Annotated in this window: 12 protein-coding genes; 6 read left to right on the top strand and 6 right to left on the bottom strand. The window is 49.1% G+C overall.

The window, feature by feature from the left end; all coding sequences use genetic code 11:
- Nucleotides 1-62 precede the first annotated feature (62 nt).
- The 4 genes from ACO08K_RS06790 to ACO08K_RS06775 are packed head-to-tail and all read right to left on the bottom strand — an operon-like array spanning nt 63 to nt 7,064.
- The gene (locus ACO08K_RS06790; protein ID WP_421795633.1) at nt 63-1,199 is read right to left on the bottom strand and encodes a hypothetical protein; all 1,137 of its coding nucleotides are present in this window, start codon (nt 1,197-1,199) and stop codon (nt 63-65) included.
- The gene (locus ACO08K_RS06785; RefSeq protein ID WP_421795632.1) at nt 1,184-3,493 is read right to left on the bottom strand and encodes a hypothetical protein; all 2,310 of its coding nucleotides are present in this window, start codon (nt 3,491-3,493) and stop codon (nt 1,184-1,186) included. Before ACO08K_RS06785 ends, ACO08K_RS06790 begins: the two co-directional genes overlap by 16 nt.
- Nucleotides 3,490-5,352, bottom strand: coding sequence for an ATP-binding protein (locus ACO08K_RS06780; protein WP_421795631.1), 1,863 nt, complete (start codon nt 5,350-5,352; stop codon nt 3,490-3,492). The genes ACO08K_RS06785 and ACO08K_RS06780 overlap by 4 nt, the downstream gene beginning before the upstream one ends.
- The gene (locus tag ACO08K_RS06775) at nt 5,349-7,064 is read right to left on the bottom strand and encodes a CHAT domain-containing protein (RefSeq protein WP_421795630.1); all 1,716 of its coding nucleotides are present in this window, start codon (nt 7,062-7,064) and stop codon (nt 5,349-5,351) included. Before ACO08K_RS06775 ends, ACO08K_RS06780 begins: the two co-directional genes overlap by 4 nt.
- Before the next feature lie 347 nt (nt 7,065-7,411).
- On the opposite strand from ACO08K_RS06775, the gene ACO08K_RS06770 reads away from it, so the two are divergent.
- From ACO08K_RS06770 to ACO08K_RS06745, 6 genes are all read left to right on the top strand, one after another.
- On the top strand, nt 7,412-7,900 hold the full coding sequence (locus ACO08K_RS06770) for a hypothetical protein (protein WP_421795629.1): 489 nt from the start codon (nt 7,412-7,414) through the stop codon (nt 7,898-7,900).
- A 301-nt stretch (nt 7,901-8,201) separates the two neighbouring features.
- Nucleotides 8,202-8,753, top strand: a complete 552-nt coding sequence (locus tag ACO08K_RS06765; RefSeq protein ID WP_421795628.1) for a gluconate 2-dehydrogenase subunit 3 family protein — start codon at nt 8,202-8,204, stop codon at nt 8,751-8,753.
- Nucleotides 8,754-8,776: 23 nt separating this feature from the next.
- Complete coding sequence (locus tag ACO08K_RS06760; protein ID WP_421795627.1) at nt 8,777-10,495, top strand: GMC oxidoreductase; 1,719 nt, start codon at nt 8,777-8,779, stop codon at nt 10,493-10,495.
- 147 nt (nt 10,496-10,642) lie between these two features.
- Nucleotides 10,643-11,089: a DUF3291 domain-containing protein gene (locus ACO08K_RS06755; RefSeq protein WP_421795626.1), complete on the top strand. Its 447-nt coding sequence runs from the start codon at nt 10,643-10,645 to the stop codon at nt 11,087-11,089.
- 194 nt (nt 11,090-11,283) lie between these two features.
- On the top strand, nt 11,284-11,766 hold the full coding sequence (locus tag ACO08K_RS06750) for a hypothetical protein (RefSeq protein WP_421795625.1): 483 nt from the start codon (nt 11,284-11,286) through the stop codon (nt 11,764-11,766).
- Between the two features lie 157 nt (nt 11,767-11,923).
- A complete protein-coding gene (locus tag ACO08K_RS06745) occupies nt 11,924-13,918 on the top strand; it encodes an alpha-L-arabinofuranosidase C-terminal domain-containing protein (protein ID WP_421795623.1) in 1,995 nt (664 codons plus the stop codon).
- Between the two features lie 120 nt (nt 13,919-14,038).
- On the opposite strand, the gene ACO08K_RS06740 is transcribed toward ACO08K_RS06745, so the two are convergent.
- Both ACO08K_RS06740 and gltB read right to left on the bottom strand, forming a co-directional pair.
- Nucleotides 14,039-15,523, bottom strand: a complete 1,485-nt coding sequence (locus tag ACO08K_RS06740; protein ID WP_421795622.1) for a glutamate synthase subunit beta — start codon at nt 15,521-15,523, stop codon at nt 14,039-14,041.
- A gap of 147 nt (nt 15,524-15,670) precedes the next feature.
- On the bottom strand, nt 15,671-20,203 hold the full coding sequence (gltB, locus tag ACO08K_RS06735) for a glutamate synthase large subunit (RefSeq protein ID WP_421795621.1): 4,533 nt from the start codon (nt 20,201-20,203) through the stop codon (nt 15,671-15,673).
- Between the last annotated feature and the right edge of the window lie 223 nt (nt 20,204-20,426).

Genomic DNA, 20,426 nt, shown 5'->3' with positions numbered 1-20,426 from the left:
CAATGCCGGGACACACAAACGTTTGCAGTGGATAAAAGGACAGAAAAAATGTGGTCTTGCGATTATTTGACTTTGGCCCGGAACAAAAAGACACCAAAGCCCAGACGAAGGCTAAAATTACTAAGGGTAAAATCATTATCGACGTAGCGGTATTCATCAACACGCAGCTGCGCCGCTTCCGTATTGCGCAAATTTCGCAACATTTGGGAGTATTGCGCATCCAGCAGCAGGAAAAAACGATGCAAATGTAGTTTGACGCCGGCCCCAGCCAGAACAGAAAAGTTGCTGGACTGGCGGTAATCTCCAATCCGTGTGCCGGGGTTAGTGGTGGAAGTGTCATCTGGCGGAAAACTTAACTTGAGCGAGCTCAGTTTAGCCGTTTGTCGGAGCAAGTGGTCGTAACTGCCACCAAATTTAAGGTAAGGAATCACGTGTCGTTCGACGATGCTTTCGCGTGGCACCAGGTTAAAAGACAAAAACAAGGGTGTCCTCAGCCAAAAATGTTTTTCAGCAATGAAGAGCCTGGCCCGATCGAGTTCCTTGTCGAAATTGGGCACATTGTCCATTTCCTGGACGTAGCGGAAGGTGTAACGGGAAACATCGAGGCCAAAATGCAGGTCAAAATTGGAGCGTCGATCCAGGGCAAGTCCAAACTCCAGTCCAGCAGTAAAGCCCCAACTTACATCAAAATCATCATCCACTCCCTTGAGACTAAACTTACGACTGGCCAGCGTGCCACCGGGATAAACCTCAGCACTTTGAAAATTAGCTCTGGTGAGTAGGTTAGGGCCAAAAAAACCGGAAATTTCTACACAAGGGTAGGTGACCACTTGCTCCCGCAGGTAACGCATTTCAGGAATGTCTTTATTGACCTTGTAGAAAGGGTCGAGGCGTAAAAGCTCCAATAAAGTGAGTTGGGCGAGGCTGACGCTGTCCATAAAAATAAAAGACTCCGCGGCCATGTTGAGGGCAGACCGACGGGTTACCCGGCTTTCATCGTGGTTGTAAAGGCAATTACCCAGGGTTTGGATCACCTGACTGAGTTTGCCCTTTTCGTACAATTGGCTGGCTTGGATGAGGCGTTCCTGGCAGCTGTCGACTTGAGCCAATGCTCCAAAGTGCAGCAGCAGAAAGCAACAACCAAGCACCACTTTGCTCCAAAAAGCCCCCCCTTGCAGATTGTTTAATTTCCGCCACATACCCGTTGTTGTTTAATTTCTGTACCAAAAAAGCGGCGCCAATCCTCGTCGTCCATTTGGTCGTAACGTGGGCTGAGGTAGTTGATGCGCAATTGATTGCACAAATGCTCGGCATAAACGCGTGGTTCGAGGTTCCAGAAGGCTACTTCCCCATTTTTGGTACCTACCAGAAGGAAACGTTCATCGGGGGTAAAACAAACCGAAGTTGCCCAGCCTTCATGGTCTTCCAACAACAAAGGCTGATAAGTAGGGTCCTTTTCCGAATTTTTTAAGTCCCAAATGGTCACTCGACCATCCAAACTGGCGGCTGCCAAATAGCGACCATTGGCGCTAAAAGTGATATCGACAATGGGGGACTGGTTTTGTTTGAATAGGGGGACCAATTTTTCTCGTACTTCTAGGGTATTGGCATTCATCTTGCCCAGTACAATTTGCCCGTTTTGAAAACCCATGGCCAATAAACCTTCTCCACTCGCTTGCTGCGCCGCGATAGAAGTGAGGTTGCCATACTTGCTTTGGGCGTTGATTTGCCGGGTGCCAAATTCTTGCCGGTACAAACGGCCATTGATCAAACCTTCGATGTTGAATTTGGTCAACTCTTGATACAGTAATTGTACCGTAAGTGCAATAACCCCCTGACTAGTGCTTAAAAAAGTACTGGCCCGTGAACTGACTTTAGGAATATCTGCAATGGCTGTATTTTCATCTTTCAGGTAATAAAAATGACTGCGGCCCATTCCGACCAAGGAGCCGTTATTGAGAAAGCCTACGGAAAAGATTTCTTCGGTGCTTTTCCCTTTGGGCCAGTCAAAACGTTTGACCATTTTATTCTTCAGGTTATACACCTGCAAATAGCTTAACTCACCTCCTACGAGCAAACGATCCTCATTCGGGCTCAGTGCCAGTGAATTGTGTACGGCATCGCCCTCAAAGGGCAGGCGCGTTTGTCGGTGAGCGGGTACGCCCAGGGCGTTCCATTCATTGATGTCCCATTGCACCACCTGGCCGTCGCTGCTCGTAGTGAAAAAACGTTTGCCATCATCCTGAAAAATGATGTCGCGTACAGCACCCTCATGGGCCTTATTGCGAAAACGAAGGTTGTTGTCTACGTCTTTCACCGCATAATACAAGGCATTGTAGATGTAAGGATGCCGGGTAAGCCCCAATTCTGGTGATTCACTCACGATATTGTATGCTTGCCGGGCGACGAGTGCTTGCAGGCGGGGATCATCGAGTTCCTGGCTTTTGAGGGCGGCATTGAGGGCTACAACGGCGTTGCTGAACACTATGGCGCGCTGACGGGCATCCTGGGCGTTTTTTTCAGCTTTTTGGGCTTCTATACGCAGTTCTTCTGCGCGTTCGGCGGAGCGTTTGGCAGCGGCTTCGGCCCTGAGTGCGGCTTGGCTGGCGCTAATGGCACTATTTTTTTCGCTCTCGGCTCGTCTTCTTTCGGTTTCAGCTTTTTTAGCGTTTATGTTAGCCCGGGCGGCTTCGGCATTAGCTCGGGCGGCATTTGCAGTTGCTTTTTTCGCCAAAGAATCTGCACGATCTTTTTCTTCTTTAAGCGCGTCCAGACTCTGTTGTGTTATTTCGTTAGCTGCGCGCTCATTCGCATAAGCATGCCTTGAACTATCCCGACTTACTTCCAACTCTTTAACAATGACGGCTAATTCTTTCGTTTTTTTGCGGGCTTCCCAGGTTTGCATCGTAGCCCAAAATGCCATCAGTGAAAGCGCGGAAACAAACAAAGTCAACAAAAATCCCCGCCGCCTTTTCTTCCGTTGAATGGTATCCCTGGACTCTTTTACAAATTCATATTCCTCCTGCGTCAAATCCAACAAATCCAGTGAAGAAGTGATGTAGTTCAAATAATGCTCGTCCAGCAATTCCTTGCGCGCCATGCGGTCGCGGATATTGGAGCGCATCGTGCGCAATACCCGGTTTTCAGCTTCTACTTTTTGAAAAGCGCGTTGAGCCAGGAGGTTGTTGCTGAGTTCGTATTTTCCACCAGGGGTTTTGCGCAGCAGATTGGCCTTGAGCATTTGTTCCAAGATGCGCTGCACCATCATGAAGCCCAGGCCTTTTTTATTTTGCAATTCCTCTGCAATAGCGGTTTCGCTGAGCTGCACCCGATTCCCACTTTGTACAAACATGGACAAAACCTTATTGCCCATGCCCCGGTAGTTTTCGCCCAGGATGGATTCGATTTCGCGCACTTGCTGGTCGAGCAGGTCTTCCACAATGTTGTTGCCAGTCCCGACTTGATCGAGGCTGTCCAGTGTGATTTTTTTCAAGCTATCAGCAATTTATGCATGTATAATTGTAAAAAAGTCAAATTGATTTTGCCATCACCCTCGGTTACGTTTTGCAGGATTCGCTCCATTACCTGTTCATTGTCCAGATCAACCTTGGCGAAGTGCAGGTTGCGGCGAATCACCTCGGCAGCACTGAAACGATCCAAAGGTTTAACGCGCATTTGCTCCTCAAGAATACCTGGAATAAAAGATTCAAGGTCTTGCAAATTGGCAAAAAATTCGTCGCGGATCACCAAAACCAGATCGCAATTTTGCGTACCATCGATCAGGTGGGCGAGGTGGCGGTAAAAAAATTCCAATTGAGCCGTTTCCGTCACCCAAATGAACACTTCTTCCAACTGATCGAGCACCAGTATTTTGCGCTCTTCGGTGTTGATCTTCGCTGTATCCGCGCCAAAAAACAATTCCAAGAGCCTAGGAGCCTCTTTCTTGTTCGGTGGACCTAAAAATAGCTCCGAAAACAGCGGCGAATCAAACATCTCCCGACTCAGAGCCAGGTAAGCGGTGCGGAACAACTGTTGTACCCTTGGAATTAAACCAGCCCGCAGCAAAGAGGTTTTACCCACCCCGATTGGGCCAAAAACCAGCGTAGAGCGCACGGCAGTATCGTTGATGACTTTATCGAACAATTCCCGAATTTCCTTGTCCCGTCCAAAAAACAATTCAGCCATTTCGGGGCTGTAGGGGGCGAAATTCAGGAAAGGATTGGCGGGTAATTGTTGTGCTGGAACTTGTAGCGGCATGGGAATACCTGCCGTTTTGGTTTGGGACAGTTTTAAGGCGATGCTATCGTGGATCAGTTCGTACTGGTCACTGTCCAAAGGCCGTAATATGCGGTGATTGACAAAAAACTGAAGGTAGTTGAAGTGTTTGAGGCGGCCCAGTTCGGGCATGGCGCGTTCTACGTCCTGCCGTTTGATCGGGATTTTGGTGCCTTTGTCGGATACAAAAAGCTTGAGCCATTTGAGTCCCAGTTCTTTGGTGTCTATTTCCTGGGCAAATACGTCCAGTTGCTCGTCCAAAAAGTCGCGAAGCACATCTTCAATCCGCCCCACATCATTGACCAATTCATTGTCAAAAATAATCTCAGAGCCACCCCGCAAGGCAGCTACCCGATATAATTTGTCGAGAAAGACCTGCAAATAAGTGAGCTGTACCCGGCCCATTCCTTCGGTGACCTTGTCGATAATGGTATCGGCAACCTGCTCATTGCTGAGGGTTACGTGGATCTTGTCATTTTGTAAGGTATTGACAATGACCCGGCGCGCATTGTTCCGGCTCATGGGTTCCACCCGCAGGCGTTTGTCAAAAATTTGGGGCACCACTTTTTCAAAACTCGATAAATGCCCCAGGTATTCCTCCCGGATTACGATGATGATCTTGCAGGGGAGCTCAGCGGCCAGTAGTTTTTTGATGGTTTTGACAAAAAGGGCCTCTTCTTGTGGGGAGCCCAAGATGAACAACTCTTCGAACTGGTCAAAAATCAGGTAAATGGGCCGCAAATAGTCCAGGTACAAGGAGTGGATCATTTGATCAGGCGCGAAGCCATCTTCAAATGATTTTTCCAGGTCGTGTTTTTTCAACTCATCGCAGAAGGAGTCGTTCAGGTTGGTTTTGCGGCGGATGGTGATGTCGAACAAATCACTGGATTCAAATTTTCCAGCCAAACCACATTGCACCAGACTGGTTTTGCCAGTACCCGATACCCCATACACCAGCATTAAGTTGGTTTGGAAACTCATTTGATACAGCGATTCCACCTCCTCCTCACGTCCGAAGAAGATTTCGGTATCTGCTTTACCGTATGCGTCCAAAAACTTGAAAGGTGTACGGGTCATACCTTAAATTTATTGATGAAGCCATCAAAAAGCTCGCTCACCAGGGGATAGTTGTCCCTCGTAATGTTGAGGGTGTCTTTCAAATTGTCGATCAGGGTAAAGTTGATTTGTTTGTTCTCGTAACTGGTAAAAAAGAACAATTTAGAGTTTTGCTGGCCGGATAGGGCGTTTTCGTCCAAAATAAATGGGGACAAATTCAACGAAGGAGAAACCGTTTCTTCGTCGCGCATTAGGATCACCGAGTTGTTGTCGGTGTATTCCGTCGTTTCCAGTACATCGTCCAGTACGCCAATTGCCGCAGTAAGCTGATTGAGCACGACCAGATTGTGCCGAAACCGGGGGGTAGCGTGCCTGGGCTTAATCAATTCAATCGTTTTGATGGTAGCCAGGGTATATTTGGCGGCAAAACCAATGTGTTTGAAGATTTCACACAATTTGTCTTCCCCTTGCACACAAAAACTCTCAATCTCATCGGCGGCTACAGTCCCCATGAGTTCCCGTTTCATTTCTTCCAGGAAAAGTACGGCGGTTTTTAATGCTGGTTCCTCCTGGTATTGTTTGCGTAGGGTGTTGAATTCCTCTACAAACAAGGGGGTTTTGCTTTCCGCCAGCGTATCCCCCAATGCTTCAATCAGGTTGACAAAATTATAGGTCGAACTATCTGCGGTAGTGAGCGACAAAAACGTTTTGAGCGCTGCTTGGGTGACGGGCAGAATGGTGTAGTTGGAATTGCTGAACTTTTCATCCCAAACCTGAGCCAGTAAAACATAAGCCAGGAACTGTGCCGACACCTGATACAAATTGACAATTTTCTGGAGTCGATCCGTACCTATTTCTTCCACGATCAACAACTTGCGCAAGTGCATGCCAATCGGGGTAGGGAAGGAGTCGATTACCGCTACCCGCAAGTCGCGCATTTTAGGCTCGCGGTTTTTGGATTTGGCCTCGTCCAGGATCAACTGAATACTGCGGCTATGTGGTGCGATGGCATTGGCAATGGCCATCACCAGTTTTTGGTTGATAACCACTCCACTCTGGTATTTCAGCCCTGCCCCACGCACTATGAAAGAACCTGCGCTTTGCCGGGGAATTTTCCAGTTCAGTACAGCTTCTTTACCTTCGGTGATGTAGAGCCCCCAGGGAAGTGGGTCGGTTTCCTCTTTGCGTATCCGCAAACCTCGGTTGATACCTGCGGCCTGGCCGGTGGTCATCAAATGGTTGGCAGCGGCGAGTTTATAGGCTTCTTCCAGGGTATGGTCTTCAGCCAAAGCCCGGTAAAACACGTCGGAAAAGCTCCGGGCAGAATTATCTGCAATAGGGATAGAGGTGGCAATGACCGCCGGAATGCCCAGCTCCTGTAAAAGCCCCACTTGAGCCTTCGTGGAACAACCGTTGAGAAAAACAACCTTTAATTCCTTTTGTAGAGCCAACAATTGGGCAATGCCATCGGAGTTGGCCGTTTGATCCTGCAAAAGAATCTCTTTACTGCCTGCGTGCCCTCCGTAGTGAAAGATATTGATGCGGTCTTTTAGGTCGGTAACAAAGCGGCTGATGTCGGCAGTGGTAGCGCTGGGTTCAATCACCAATTGCAGGTACTGCTGGTTGGCCAAGGGAAGCAAATGCCCGTTAATGACCTTGCGTTCCTCATCGAGGAGGGGCAGGTGATCATCTTTGTCATTGGCAAAAGCCAAAAAAATTACGGGTTGCTTCATGATTAGGCGCTAGTCGGGGCTGCTCTGTGTGGCTGCCCTTTTTAGAGGCTGCCCTAATGGCGGCCCTTTTAAACAATTCAGGAAGTGAAATTAATTTTTTTTCCGTTTCCAAATTAGTTTTGGCAAAGATATGTCTGGTTTTAGAGCCAGTTTATCCTCCATAACGCTTTTTTCATCAGATATTGGTTGCAAGTTGATGAGAAAAAGTAGTAATTTTCCGGCATTAAAAGTCCTCCTGTCCTGTATTGATCGCAACTTTTTGTCCGTTTATCTTGTCTGACCTTGCGGTTGCCCGAGAATCAACCTTCACAAACAACCATGCTTGTTAAACCTAAAACTATTATACAATGAAAAAACTGTTTTTCCTGTTCGCCTTTTTGGGTGCTGTTTTGTTCAGTAACGCGATTCATGCTCAATCTTACAATTCTGCCATTGGTTTGCGCCTGGGCGTTCCGCTCTCTGTTTCTTACAAAACCTTCCTTTCAGAATCTAACGCCCTGGAATTATTTGCTGGTTTCCGTGGCTATGCTGGCTATAGCTGGGTGAATGTAGGTGCACTTTACCAAATTCATAAGCCAATCAATGGTGTAGATAATTTGCAATGGTATTTCGGTGGTGGAGCCAGTGCATTTTTCTATAACTATGATGCTGGATTTAGCGATGCTGGTAGTTTTGGCCTGGGGATTATGGGTAACTTGGGACTAGATTACAAATTCCCCAATACACCCATCAACATCAGTGCAGACTGGGTGCCCACCATTTACATCGGCAGTGGTTACCTTACTGGTTTTGGAGGCGGCTACGGCGCCCTCGCTGTTCGCTATACGCTGAACTAAACACTGCGAAGTTCTTCTCTAACCACGTATACTAAAGAATCGCGTCGGGTGAATGGCACATGGTCATTCACCCGTTTTTTTTGTATTCTTCACAATATTCTTACCAAACCAAATCAGAATCTTATTGTTAATCTTCCCTTAATGTTTGTTCTTTTTTTGGGAAAAAACCATTTCCTCTTCCTATTTTTACCGCGCTTGTTTACTTTTAGAGAATTCGGAAATCATGCTATTCAATCATGCCCAGCAGTGAAGTACAACTTAGATTAGCGCTGCATTACTGGGTATTAATTCTTTTTCAATCATGCAGAGAAGAGAAGCAGTAAAGATCTTTACGGCTGTTTTCGGAGCCTCCTTGGCTGTACCGGAAACCGTTTTTGCCCGGCTCGCCGAGCCTATGGACGCGGGCATCAAGCCGACCCTTCTGAGCGGTAAGCAACGCAAAACACTGGCTGCCGTTGCCCAATGCATCATCCCTAAAACCGATACACCAGGAGCTATCGAGGCGGGGGTACCACGCTGGTTTGAAATCCTGCTACAGGATTGCTACAAACCCGATGCGCAAAAGGTCATCATGGATGGGTTGACCAACCTGGATGCAGAGACCAAAACCAAACATGGATCCACTTTTGCCAAACTCAAAATGCCACAACAAATTGAAATCCTTACCGCCATGGAAAAAGCAGAACGGGATGCAAAGGTTCGTGGTGGATTTATTCGTGCAACCAAAGACCTGGTGAAATCCTGCTATGCCAATAGCGAAGTAGGGGCGAGTACAGCCTTTGAATACCAGCTCGCCCCAGGCCGCTGGAGTGGCGAAGAATTGTACAAAATGGGAGACAAAATTTATTTGTAGTCGTCATCGCAAAAAAAACATCCATGCAAATCAATCATAACGGCGTTGTTGCAGAAAACACTTACGACGCCATTGTAGTAGGTTCGGGTATTTCCGGCGGCTGGGCTGCCAAAGAATTGACCGAAAAGGGACTCAAAGTGCTGGTACTCGAACGGGGTCGCGATCTGCGGCACGTAGTCGATTACCAGACTACCATGAGTATGCCTTGGGATCTTCCTCACCAAGGTCGTTCATCCGAGGAAAACCTCAAACTACAAAGTGTGCAGGCCCGCACAGGGTATACCGTACAAAATGAGGGCACTGCTTACTTGTTCGTCAAGGATACCGAACATCCCTACATCGAAAAAAGACGTTTCGACTGGATGCGGGGTTACCACAAAGGGGGCCGTTCCATCACCTGGGGCAAGCAGAGCTACCGTTGGAGCCAGATGGACTTTGAAGCCAATGCAAAAGACGGCATTGCTACTCCCTGGCCGGTTAATTACGACGAAATCGCCCCCTGGTACAGCTATGTGGAGCGCTATGTAGGCGTCAGTGGTTCGGTGGAAAACCTGCCTCAACTGCCTGACAGCGATTTCCAACCTGCAATGGACCTGACTGCCGCCGAGAAAGTGCTCAAAAGAGCAGTTGAATCCAAGTGGAAAGGCCGTAAGATCATTCCAGGTCGCGCTGCGCACCTGACCGCACCTACCCAGGAGCAATTGGCCTTGGGTCGGGGCAAATGCCAATACCGTAACCTTTGTTCTCGCGGTTGCCCTTATGGTGCCTATTTCAGCAGCAATGGGGCTACTTTAATTTCTGCCGAGCGTACGGGGAACATGACCTTCCGCCCACATTCTATTGTCGGGTCCCTGATTTATGATGAAGCGACAGGCAAAGCTAAAGGGGTAAATGTGATTGATGAGGTGAGCAAACAACCTATGGAGTTTTTTGCCAAAATCATCTTCCTGAACGCCTCCTGTATTGGCTCCACCTCCATCTTGATGAACACCAAAACCCAGCGTTATGGTGCTGCAGGTTTGGATGAATCTGGATCCTTGGGCCGTTACTTGATGGATCATCACCTGGGTGTAGGTGCAAGTGGCATTTTTGAAGGTGAGTTGGACAAAACGACCTTTGGCCGTCGACCCAACGGCGTCTATGTACCCCGCTATCGCAACCTGCACGAAGAAGGCAAGGGCTACATCCGGGGCTTTGGTTATCAGGGAGGAGCTGCTGGTCGCCAGGGCTGGAGCCGCGATATTATGGGCTTTGGTGAAGATTTCAAAAAACAATATACTTCACTTGGGCCATGGAGTGTCAACCTGGGTGGCTTTGGGGAATGGTTGCCTTACAAAGACAACATGATGACCCTCAGTCCCGATAAAAAAGACCAGTGGGGCTTGCCACAAGTGGTGATCGACGCGGGTTATACCAGCAACGAGCTCAACATGCGCAAAGACATGGAGGCCGACGCAGCTGAAATGTTGGAAGCAATGGGTGCCAAAAACGTGAGCAGCCGCACCAGTGAGCCTGCGCTGGGTTTGGGCATCCACGAAATGGGTACTGCCCGGATGGGTACCGACCGCAAAAACTCGGTGCTGAACAAGTGGAACCAGGTTTGGGTAGCTCCTAACGTATTTGTTACGGATGGCGCTTTCATGACTTCGGCCAACTGTGTGAATCCTTCTTTGACCTATATGGCCTTTACTGCTCGGGCAGTGGATTACGCGGTGTCAGAGTTGAAGAAAGGGAATTTGTAAGATTAGTTGAGAAAGTTGAGGGGTTGAGAAGGTTGAGGCTACCGCGAGCGACATTCAACTCCCAATTTTGAAATAGATTAAGAAGCGGCGGCAGACGAGTGGGTTTGCTGCCGCTTTTTTTTATTTTTAGACCAAATTTCACACCCGATGGAACAGAAACACCTCGCTCAAATCAACATTGGTCGCCTCCTGGCGCCCATCGATGACCCACTCATTGCTGACTTCGTCCGGCAGCTTGACGACATCAATGCCTTGGCGGAAAGCAGCCCCGGTTTTGTGTGGCGCTTAAAAGACGACACCAGCAATGATGCCACCAGTATCAATGTATTTGGTGATCCACTGATCATCGTCAACATGTCGGTGTGGGAGTCGGCGGAGGATTTGAAAAACTTTGCTTATAAATCCGCTCATTTGCAGGTTTTTCGGGATCGGGCGCGCTGGTTTGAGAAGATGGAAGTGGCACACATGGCTTTGTGGTGGGTGCCAGTTGGGGCTATGCCTACGGCTGAAGAGGGGAGGGAGCGGCTGTTGTATTTGCGGGAGAATGGGGAGTCGGAGTGGGCATTTACGTTTAAGAGTTTGGGTGGAAGGTAACCCAACAAAAATGGCTCCTATTCGTGCAAGTGAAGCTGGGAAAATTCGGATTGGTTTAAGGCTTTTAATGCTGTGTTCTACGCACATGTGTTTTTTTCTCGTTCCTCGTATTCAGCCAATAGCTTATTGGAGCGCCAACGATTGCCCGCTAAAGCACGTCTTTGGCAAGTAGATCATCACTAAACTTTGGTTGTATGAAAAATATAAAAACACTTTTACTGCTTTTTGCCCTGCTGGTTTTTACCCAATGCACTAAATCTGAGAACTCCACTACTCAATTTGAAGGCCAATACATTGGAACCTTAGTTGGCGAATGGGAAAAAACCACCATTGAAAATTTCAATACCAACCCAGATACCTCCTATTCTTCAAACCAATACAAAGAGGAAAACCTAATTTTAACGCTTAAGAACTTTGATTTTGAATTTGTAAATTCCAATCGATTGAATACGGGAACATTTTCGGTCAGAGGTGATTCCATCTTTTTTGTAGACTTATCTTTACCCTGTCCCGAACACATCGACTGTGGTTCTTACTTAGAAGGAGGATGGCAATATGAAATAAGCAAGTCTGGCTTGAGGCTCACCAGTGCTTATTATGGGTGGGAACGGCAGAATAGCATAAACAAGGAATTGTTCAAAGGAAAAAGGGTTTACGAACTGAAAAAGGTAAACTGAATGATATGCTGCACTCCGCCAAGTTTTGTGCATAGGCATACGCAAAACTTGGCGGAGCGCAGTATAAAAGGCAGCAACCCCCAATGCCGTCTTTCCTTCAACCAAACTGATAAAATTTTTTAAGTTTGTCAATTCATCAACGATCGACAAACAAAACATGAGAATAGCCGTCCTTTCTTTACTTCTCCTCCTGCAAGTGGCACCGATTTTTGCCCAAAACAAAGCCGTCTTTTCCGTTCAAGCAGACAAACCGGGCGCAGCCGTTTCACCCACCATGTGGGGCATCTTTTTTGAAGACATCAACCTGGGTGCCGATGGAGGCATGTACGCTGAACTGATCAAAAACCGCTCCTTTGAGTTTTTTAAACCCCTGATGGGCTGGCAACTGCGCAGTAGCAAAGCGATGGGAAGCGTGAATTTTGGGTCCAACCTCCTGATCATCAATCGACCAGAAAAATCAGAAACCAACCCGCGTTACTTGCAGGTTACCCTCCATAAAACGCCTAAGGATAGCCTGGGCTTAACCAATGAAGGTTTCCGAGGCATGGGTATCAAAAAGGGACTGCGCTACGATTTTTCGGTGCTTTATCGTTTGCAAAGTGGGAACGCCAAAATCCACCTGGAATTGGTCACGGAGAAGGGGGAAGTCATTGGCTCCGGCCAGTTCGCTCCCAAAAATACGGGCGACGTATGGCAAAAGGGCGAAACCAGCTTTACCGCTACTGCTACCGAACCCAAAGCCAAACTCAACATCTGGTTTGAAGGTACTGGCGTATTGGACATAGACATGCTCTCCCTTTTTCCCGGTGATACCTGGAAAGGGCGCAAAGGAGGCCTCCGCGCCGACATGATCCAAATGCTGGCTGACCTGAAACCTGGCTTCATCCGCTTCCCCGGTGGCTGTATCGTGGAAGGGCACGACCTATCGGTGCGCTACCAATGGAAGCGTACGATTGGTCCCGTGGAGGATCGCAAGCTCGTGATCAACCGTTGGAATTATGAATTTGCCCATCGTCCTACGCCAGATTATTTCCAAACCTTTGGCCTGGGTTTCTTCGAGTATTTCCAAATGGCCGAAGACATCGGTGCTGAACCCTTACCCATTTTGAACTGCGGCATGGCCTGCCAATTCAACTCGGCTGAAGTTGCGCCACTGAGTGACCTAGCACCGTATGTCCAGGATGCCCTAGATTTGATTGAGTTTGCCAATGGATCTATCTCCACCAAATGGGGCCGAATGCGCGCCGACATGGGGCACCCTGCTCCCTTCAACCTCAAAATGCTCGGCGTAGGCAACGAAAACTGGGGGCCCCAGTACATCGAACGTCTGAAAGTCTTCCAGGCGGCCATCAAGCGGGAATATCCCAACATCAAACTGGTGTGCAGCAGCGGCATCAACCATAGTGGGGAACTGTTCGACTATCTGAATGGGGAATTGCGGGCAATGAAGGCCGAGTTCATCGATGAGCACTATTACAGCCGCCCGGAATGGTTTTTGGCCAATGCCAAACGCTACGATAGTTACGACCGCAAGTCTGTTTCTAAAGTTTTTGCCGGAGAATACGCCGGGCAAAGTGACAAAACGGTTAGTGTGAATAACAAAAACAACTGGCGGACTGCCTTGGCGGAAGCTGCCTACATGACCGGGCTAGAGCGCAATGCGGATGTGGTACAGATGGCTTCTTATGCCCCACTTTTTGGCCACGTGGATGGTTGGCAATGGAAACCAAACCTGATTTGGGTGGATAACTTAAAAACCATGCCTACGCCAAACTATCATGTGCAAAAATTGTACGCCAATTACAAGGGGAGCCGGGTAGTGCCCATTTTGTACAAGGATAAAACGCCCGCTACCGGGCAGGATAGCCTTTATGCTTCAGCCACATTGGATCAGGCCAGCAATGAGTTGATCATTAAAATTGTCAATGCTTCGGCTAAAGCCCAAACTACGGAAGTGAACATCGATGGCGTGAAAAAACTGGATGCAAAGGCGAAGTTGATCACCTTGCAAAATGACAATTTGGAGGCGGAGAATACGATGGATATGCCGACAGTGGTTGCGCCAATGGAAAGGGAAATCGAGACGAAGGGGAAGAAAGTGGAATTGGAGGTGAAAGGGTATTCGTTTTCGGTTATCCGGGTGAAATTGTAGGGGCAACCCTACGTGGTTGCCCCTGACACCCAATTATCGCATGTAAAATGCGATAATGCGGTAATGAAATATTGAAAATGGCTGTCTTGTGGGGAAACCACACAGGGTTTCCCCTACGAGTTATTCTTCAATCTCGTGCAACATCAGCGGCGAATCCTCTTTCGCCTCCAAGCCCGAATGCCCCATCAGGAACAAATCCACCTGACGCGCACATTCGCGACCTTCGGAGATGGCCCATACTACCAAGGATTGACCCCGGCGCATGTCACCTGCTGCAAAGACTTTTTTATTGCTGGTTTGGTACTTCTGCTCGTTGGCCTTGACGTTGCCACGCTCGTCCAGTTCTACGCCCAATTGTTCGAGCATGCCCTGGTGTTGTGGGTGAACAAAACCAATAGCCAAGAGGGCCAGGTCACAGGGAATGATTTGTTCAGACCCCGCCACTTCTTTGAAAGAATAGCGGCCAGTGGTTTGATCCATTCCCCACTCAACCTTCACCAATTCCAATTGTTTGACATTGCCTTGTTCGTCACCGATGAATCGTTTGGTCTGGATGGCCCATTGACGGTCAGCCCCCTCTTCATGTGAAGAAGAAGTCCGCAAAATCATTGGCCAATTGGGCCAGGAATAAGGATCGCGCTCCTTGGGTGGTTTGGCCAACAATTCGATTTGGGTGATCGAAGCAGCCCGGTGGCGATTGGATGTTCCCACGCAGTCTGCACCTGTATCTCCACCACCTATCACGACTACGTGTTTATCGGTAGCCCAAATATCTGCGTCAGCAGGCAATTGATCGCCAGCCTGGCGGCGGTTGCTTTGCTCCAGAAAGTCCATCGCGAAATGCACTCCTTTCAGTTCCCGGCCAGGGATGGGTAGGTCGCGTGGAATGGTGGAACCACCAGCCAGAACGACTGCATCAAAATCATTGAGCAATTGTTTGGCTTCGATGTCTACACCGATGTTGGTATTGACGCGGAAGTTAACCCCTTCTTGCTCCATAACCCCAACGCGGCGCTCAATGACCCATTTTTCCAGCTTGAAATCAGGTATGCCGTAACGCAGCAAGCCCCCAACGCGGTCTTTGCGCTCAAACAAAGTGACCTCATGGCCAGCCTTGTTCAATTGTGCTGCAGCACCCAGACCAGCAGGGCCCGAACCGACGACGGCCACTTTTTTACCGGTACGGTGTGCAGGTATCTGTGGCTTGACGTAGCCTTTTTCGAAGGCCAATTCGGCAATCGACTTCTCGATGTGCTCGATGGCTACGGGGGGCTGATTAATGCCCAGTACACAAGCTGCCTCGCAAGGAGCCGGACAAATGCGTCCGGTGAATTCCGGGAAGTTGTTGGTGCTGCTGAGGATTTGGTACGCTTCGTCCCAGTTTTCCTGGTATACTGCGTCGTTGAACTCAGGGATAATGTTCCCCAATGGACAACCGCTGTGGCAAAAGGGTACACCACAGTCCATACACCGAGAAGCCTGATTAACCGTTTTTTCAGCGGAAAACGGCTCGTAAATCTCGCGATAGTCGTTGATGCGCTCTTCGGGTTTGCGTGAAGAGGGGAGCTCGCGAGTATGTTTGAGAAATCCTTTTGGATCTGCCATTGGTTTGTTTTTCCCCCACGAATAAATTCGTGGGTTGGTTCTTGTTTGGTGCCTCCCACGGATTTATCCGTGGGTTAGCTCCACGGCTGAAGCCATGGATTGATTTCGTCTGTGCCTCCCACGGCTAAAGCCATGGGTCGGGTTGGATTAAGACACTAAAGCTGGTTTGATGTCAACCTTCATTTTCTCAGCGCGCTTGGCGAGTACAGCTTTGTAATCGCGTGGCATCACTTTGGTGAAGAATTGGCGTTCAATGTCCCAGTTTTCCAGCATCTCGCGGGCCACTTTGCTACTGGTGCAGGTGAAGTGGTTGCGCAACATGCGGCGCAGCAAGTCGAAATCTTCGTCTTCCATTGGGTCGAGGTCGACCATTTCGGTGTTGACGCGTTTTTCGAATGCCCCGAGTGGGTTGTATACGTAAGCTACGCCCCCACTCATCCCGGCAGCAAAGTTTTTACCTGTTTCGCCCAGCACCACTACTACGCCACCCGTCATGTACTCACAACCATGATCGCCAATGCCTTCTACTACGGTTTTGACCCCGGAGTTGCGCACGCAGAAACGTTCGCCCGCCATACCTTTGATGTAGGCTTCGCCGGAAGTGGCACCGTAAAAGGCCACGTTGCCGATGATGATGTTTTCCTGTGGTTCGAATTTGGCCTCACGATCGGGGACTACAATCAGGCGACCACCGGAAAGACCTTTGCCGAAGTAGTCATTGGCTTCTCCTTCCAGCGTGAACTGCAAGCCTGGCGCAGCGAAAGCACCAAAACTTTGTCCCGCCGAACCTCGGAACCGGAAATCAATCGTGGCATCGGGCAAACCCTTGCCTTTGTAGCGCTTGGAAACTTCGTTGGAGAGCATCGCTCCCACGGCACGATCGGTATTTTGAATTGGGAAAATTGAACTCACTTTTTGTCCATTCTCCAATGCCAACTTGGCCTGATAGATTAACTTGCGGTCCAGAACCCCGGCAATGCCGTGGTCTTGTTCAACCCGCTTGTATTGGCCTACGTTTTCATCCACTGGCTGTTTGAAAAGGATGGCATTCAGGTCCACCTGACGGTATTTCCAGTGTTGAATATTGTTGCGCAGGCGCAGCAATTCCACTTTACCCACCATTTCGTTGATGGTACGGAAGCCCAATTGCGCCATGATTTCACGCAAGTCCTCAGCCAGGAAGCGGAAGAAGTTGATCACGTGATCAGGATCGCCTTTAAAGCGTTTGCGCAACTCAGGATCCTGGGTGGCAATCCCTACGGGGCAGGTGTTGACATGGCACTTGCGCATCATGATACAGCCTTCTACCACCAGGGCCGCAGTAGCTACACCCCATTCTTCAGCGCCTAAAAGGGTCGCGATGGCGATGTCTTTACCCGTACGCAATTGGCCATCGGTTTGAACCACTACCCGGTCGCGCAGTTTGTTGCGGAGCAGGGTTTGATGGGTTTCGGCCAGGCCAAGTTCCCAGGGCAGACCCGCATGGCGAATCGAGGTGAGTGGAGAAGCTCCCGTACCCCCATCGTGACCTGAGATCAGAATGGCATCAGCGTGTGCTTTGGCTACCCCTGAAGCAATGATCCCTACCCCGGCTTTGGACACCAATTTTACGTTGATGCGGGCGGCAGGGTTCGCATTTTTGAGGTCATAAATGAGCTGTGCCAAATCCTCAATGGAATAAATATCGTGGTGTGGCGGCGGTGAAATCAAACCAACTCCAGGAGTGGAGTGACGCACGCGGCCAATCCATTCATCTACTTTATGGCCGGGCAGTTGACCGCCCTCGCCAGGCTTGGCACCTTGAGCCATTTTGATTTGTAGCTCAGCAGCGTTGGTCAGGTAATAACTGGTTACCCCAAAACGACCTGAAGCTACTTGTTTGATGGCCGAGCGTTCCCAGTCGCCATTTTCTTTAGGTTCGAAGCGAATCTCGTCTTCGCCACCTTCCCCACTATTGCTTTTGCCGCCAATGCGGTTCATCGCAATGGCCAGGGTGGTGTGTGCTTCGTGAGAAATCGAACCAAAGGACATGGCCCCGGTAGCAAAACGCTTCATGATGTTTTCCACTGGCTCCACTTCCTCAATCGGAATGGGATTACCCTTGCGGAAAGTCAACAAACCCCGTAGCGTCAGCGCCTGTTCGCTTTGTTCGTTGATGATCGTAGCGTATTTTTTGTATTCCTGATAATCGTTTTTGCGCGAGGCCACTTGCAGGTGGTGGATGCTCTTGGGGTTAAACAAGTGTGCTTCCCCACGGCGTTTCCACTGGTAGACCCCACCTACGTCCAGTTGAGCTCCAGGTACCGGGCTCTCTGGATAGGCAACAGAGTGACGTGCCAATACTTCTTCAGCGATGCCATCGTAACTGATCCCTTCGATACGAGAGACCGAACCGATAAAACATTTTTCCACCACCTCTCTGGAAATCCCCAGAATCTCGAAGATTTGAGCCCCCTGGTAAGATTGCAGGGTAGAAATTCCGTTTTTGGACATCACCTTGAGGATGGATTTGCCGATAACCTTGTTGAAGGTATCGATCATTTTTTCCAACTTCATGCTGGCATCCAGGTGGCCTAATTCACGCTCCTGGGCGATGGTCGCATAAACCATATATGGGTTCACGCAAGTGGCTCCGTAACCGATCAAGGTGCAGAAGTGGTGCGTTTCCCGAATATCGCCGGCTTCAACAACTATTGAAGTCAAAGTGCGCAAACCGCGACGGATCAAGTGGTGATGCACCGCGCCAATGGCCAAAAGGGAAGGCACTGGCGCGTGTTTTTCGTCCACATTGCGGTCGGAAAGGATCAGGATATTGGCACCCTGACGCACGAGGTCTTCTGCTTCAGCACAAATGTTATCGATGGCTGCTTTGAGGCGGCCTTCCTGGCCGTCAGCCCGGAACAGGATATTGATGACGCCTGATTTGAAGTAACCTTCTTCGAGGTATTTTACGCGATTGAGTTCTCCATTGGTGATGACCGGACTCTCCAGGTGGATGAAACGGCCACGCTCGGGCACCAGATCCAGGTGCTTGGGGTTGCCGCCCAACATGGCGAACAATGACATCACTGAACGTTCCCGGATGGGGTCGATCGGTGGGTTGGTAACCTGGGCAAACAACTGCTTGAAGTAATTAGACAGGTGCTGCGATTGGTGCGAAAGTACCGCCAGAGGTGTATCTGCGCCCATCGAGCCAAGGGGTTCCTGGCCATCGGCTACGGTTGGGTTGATCAACACCTTGATGTCTTCTTTGCTGAAGCCAAAGAGTTGTTGGTTGCGCAACAAACTTTGATCGTCCATCTCTACCGTGCCAGGGATGTTTTCTGGCAAATCGTTCAAGGTGAGACGGTGCTCCTTGAGCCAATCCCGGTATGGCAAACGTTGGCAGATGACACTTTTTAGCTCTTCATCCCCTACGATGCGGCCTTCGTCCAAATCGGCGATCAACATCCGACCTGGTTGTAGGCGTCCTTTTTTCACCACTTTGGATTGGTCCACAGGCAAGGCACCCGCTTCGGAGGCTACAATCAAGGTATTATCCTCCATCAGGCAGTACCGTGAAGGGCGCAGGCCATTGCGATCGAGGGTTGCCCCTACCAAAATACCGTTGGTGAAACAAATGGAAGCCGGACCATCCCAGGGCTCCATGATGGTTTTGTGGTATTCGTAGAAGGCTTTTTTGTAGTCCTCCATGGTGTCATCGTGCTCCCAAGCCTCGGGGATCATCATCATCAGGGCATGGGGCAAGGAATAACCACTCATCACCAGGTATTCCAGGACGTTGTCGAAATTACCAGAATCGGACAGATCGTCACCACAGATGGGTTTGATCAACTCCAATTCTTCATCGGAAAAAATTTCCGACATCAGGTTTTTCTCCTTGGACTGCCACCAGTTCAGGTTCCCTCTTACCGTGTTGATTTCACCGTTGTGAGCGATGTAGCGGAATGGTTGCGCTAGTTTCCACTTTGGTACGGTATTGGTTGAAAAACGGGAGTGAATCAGGGCAATCGCCGATTTCAGGTCCGCGTCCTGTAAATCCAAAAAGTAAGGGCGCAGCTGATACGTGGTCAGCTGGCCCTTGTATACAACAGTTTTGTATGAAAATGAGGCGATGTAGAAGCTTTCCTTCACGTGAGGGAAAACTTTGTAAATGTTGTGGATCACAAATTTCCGCAGGATGTACAAACGGCGTTCCAGCGTTTGTAATTCCATTTCCTGCTTGGGTTTTACAAATACTTGCTCCACTCGCGGCTCGGTTGCCACTGCGGATTCGCCCAACAACTCATGATCGGTAGGTACTTTGCGCCAGCCAATCAATTCAAATCCACATTCATCGATGTAATCCTGGAATAAAACCCGACACTCCTGGCGTTGCGCCCGATCCATGGGGAAAAAAACCATCCCTACCCCGTATTTGCCAAAATCAGGTAGGTCGATCTTGAGTTCCCGGCATTTTTTCTTGAAAAATTCATGAGGAGTTTGGATAATGATACCGGCACCGTCCCCGGTATTGGGTTCACAACCACAAGCTCCGCGGTGCTCCATGTTGGCCAACATGGTGAGGGCGTCCTCGACCAGTTCATGGGATTTGATGCCATTGAGATTGGCCATCAAACCCGTGCCACAAGAGTCTTTTTCCAACTGCGGAACGTACAAACCTTCATTGGTCTCCTTCATATGCAAAACTGTTGTCTGATCAATAAAAAATATCTTTAACGCGTAATGCGTTTCAGTTGAAATTGGGTTGCTGAAGCAGCAGTATGGTTAGAGCAATAGGGACTTAGGTTGCTAAGTTCTTGGTGATTCAAAGAATAGGCTAAAGAATTGGAAATAATCTGGTCGTAAATTGGCTAGTAAGCACATGTTGCTGTCAAGTAGAAGTTCAAAAATATTGCATCAA

Origin of the sequence: Haliscomenobacter sp. (assembly GCF_965225875.1) — a bacterium.
Classification (GTDB): domain Bacteria; phylum Bacteroidota; class Bacteroidia; order Chitinophagales; family Saprospiraceae; genus Haliscomenobacter.
Note: the sequence above shows the minus strand (reverse complement) of the source record. Positions and strands in the feature narration are given on the sequence as shown.

What these genes read in the sequence shown, in the direction of transcription:
- ACO08K_RS06790 (WP_421795633.1), bottom strand. Translation starts at nt 1,199, where the DNA reads ATGTGGCGGAAATTAAACAATCTGCAAGGGGGGGCTTTTTGGAGCAAA.
- ACO08K_RS06780 (WP_421795631.1), bottom strand. Translation starts at nt 5,352, where the DNA reads ATGACCCGTACACCTTTCAAGTTTTTGGACGCATACGGTAAAGCAGAT.
- ACO08K_RS06775 (WP_421795630.1), bottom strand. Translation starts at nt 7,064, where the DNA reads ATGAAGCAACCCGTAATTTTTTTGGCTTTTGCCAATGACAAAGATGAT.
- ACO08K_RS06770 (WP_421795629.1), top strand. Translation starts at nt 7,412, where the DNA reads ATGAAAAAACTGTTTTTCCTGTTCGCCTTTTTGGGTGCTGTTTTGTTC.
- ACO08K_RS06765 (WP_421795628.1), top strand. Translation starts at nt 8,202, where the DNA reads ATGCAGAGAAGAGAAGCAGTAAAGATCTTTACGGCTGTTTTCGGAGCC.
- ACO08K_RS06760 (WP_421795627.1), top strand. Translation starts at nt 8,777, where the DNA reads ATGCAAATCAATCATAACGGCGTTGTTGCAGAAAACACTTACGACGCC.
- ACO08K_RS06755 (WP_421795626.1), top strand. Translation starts at nt 10,643, where the DNA reads ATGGAACAGAAACACCTCGCTCAAATCAACATTGGTCGCCTCCTGGCG.
- ACO08K_RS06750 (WP_421795625.1), top strand. Translation starts at nt 11,284, where the DNA reads ATGAAAAATATAAAAACACTTTTACTGCTTTTTGCCCTGCTGGTTTTT.
- ACO08K_RS06745 (WP_421795623.1), top strand. Translation starts at nt 11,924, where the DNA reads ATGAGAATAGCCGTCCTTTCTTTACTTCTCCTCCTGCAAGTGGCACCG.
- ACO08K_RS06740 (WP_421795622.1), bottom strand. Translation starts at nt 15,523, where the DNA reads ATGGCAGATCCAAAAGGATTTCTCAAACATACTCGCGAGCTCCCCTCT.
- gltB (WP_421795621.1), bottom strand. Translation starts at nt 20,203, where the DNA reads ATGAAGGAGACCAATGAAGGTTTGTACGTTCCGCAGTTGGAAAAAGAC.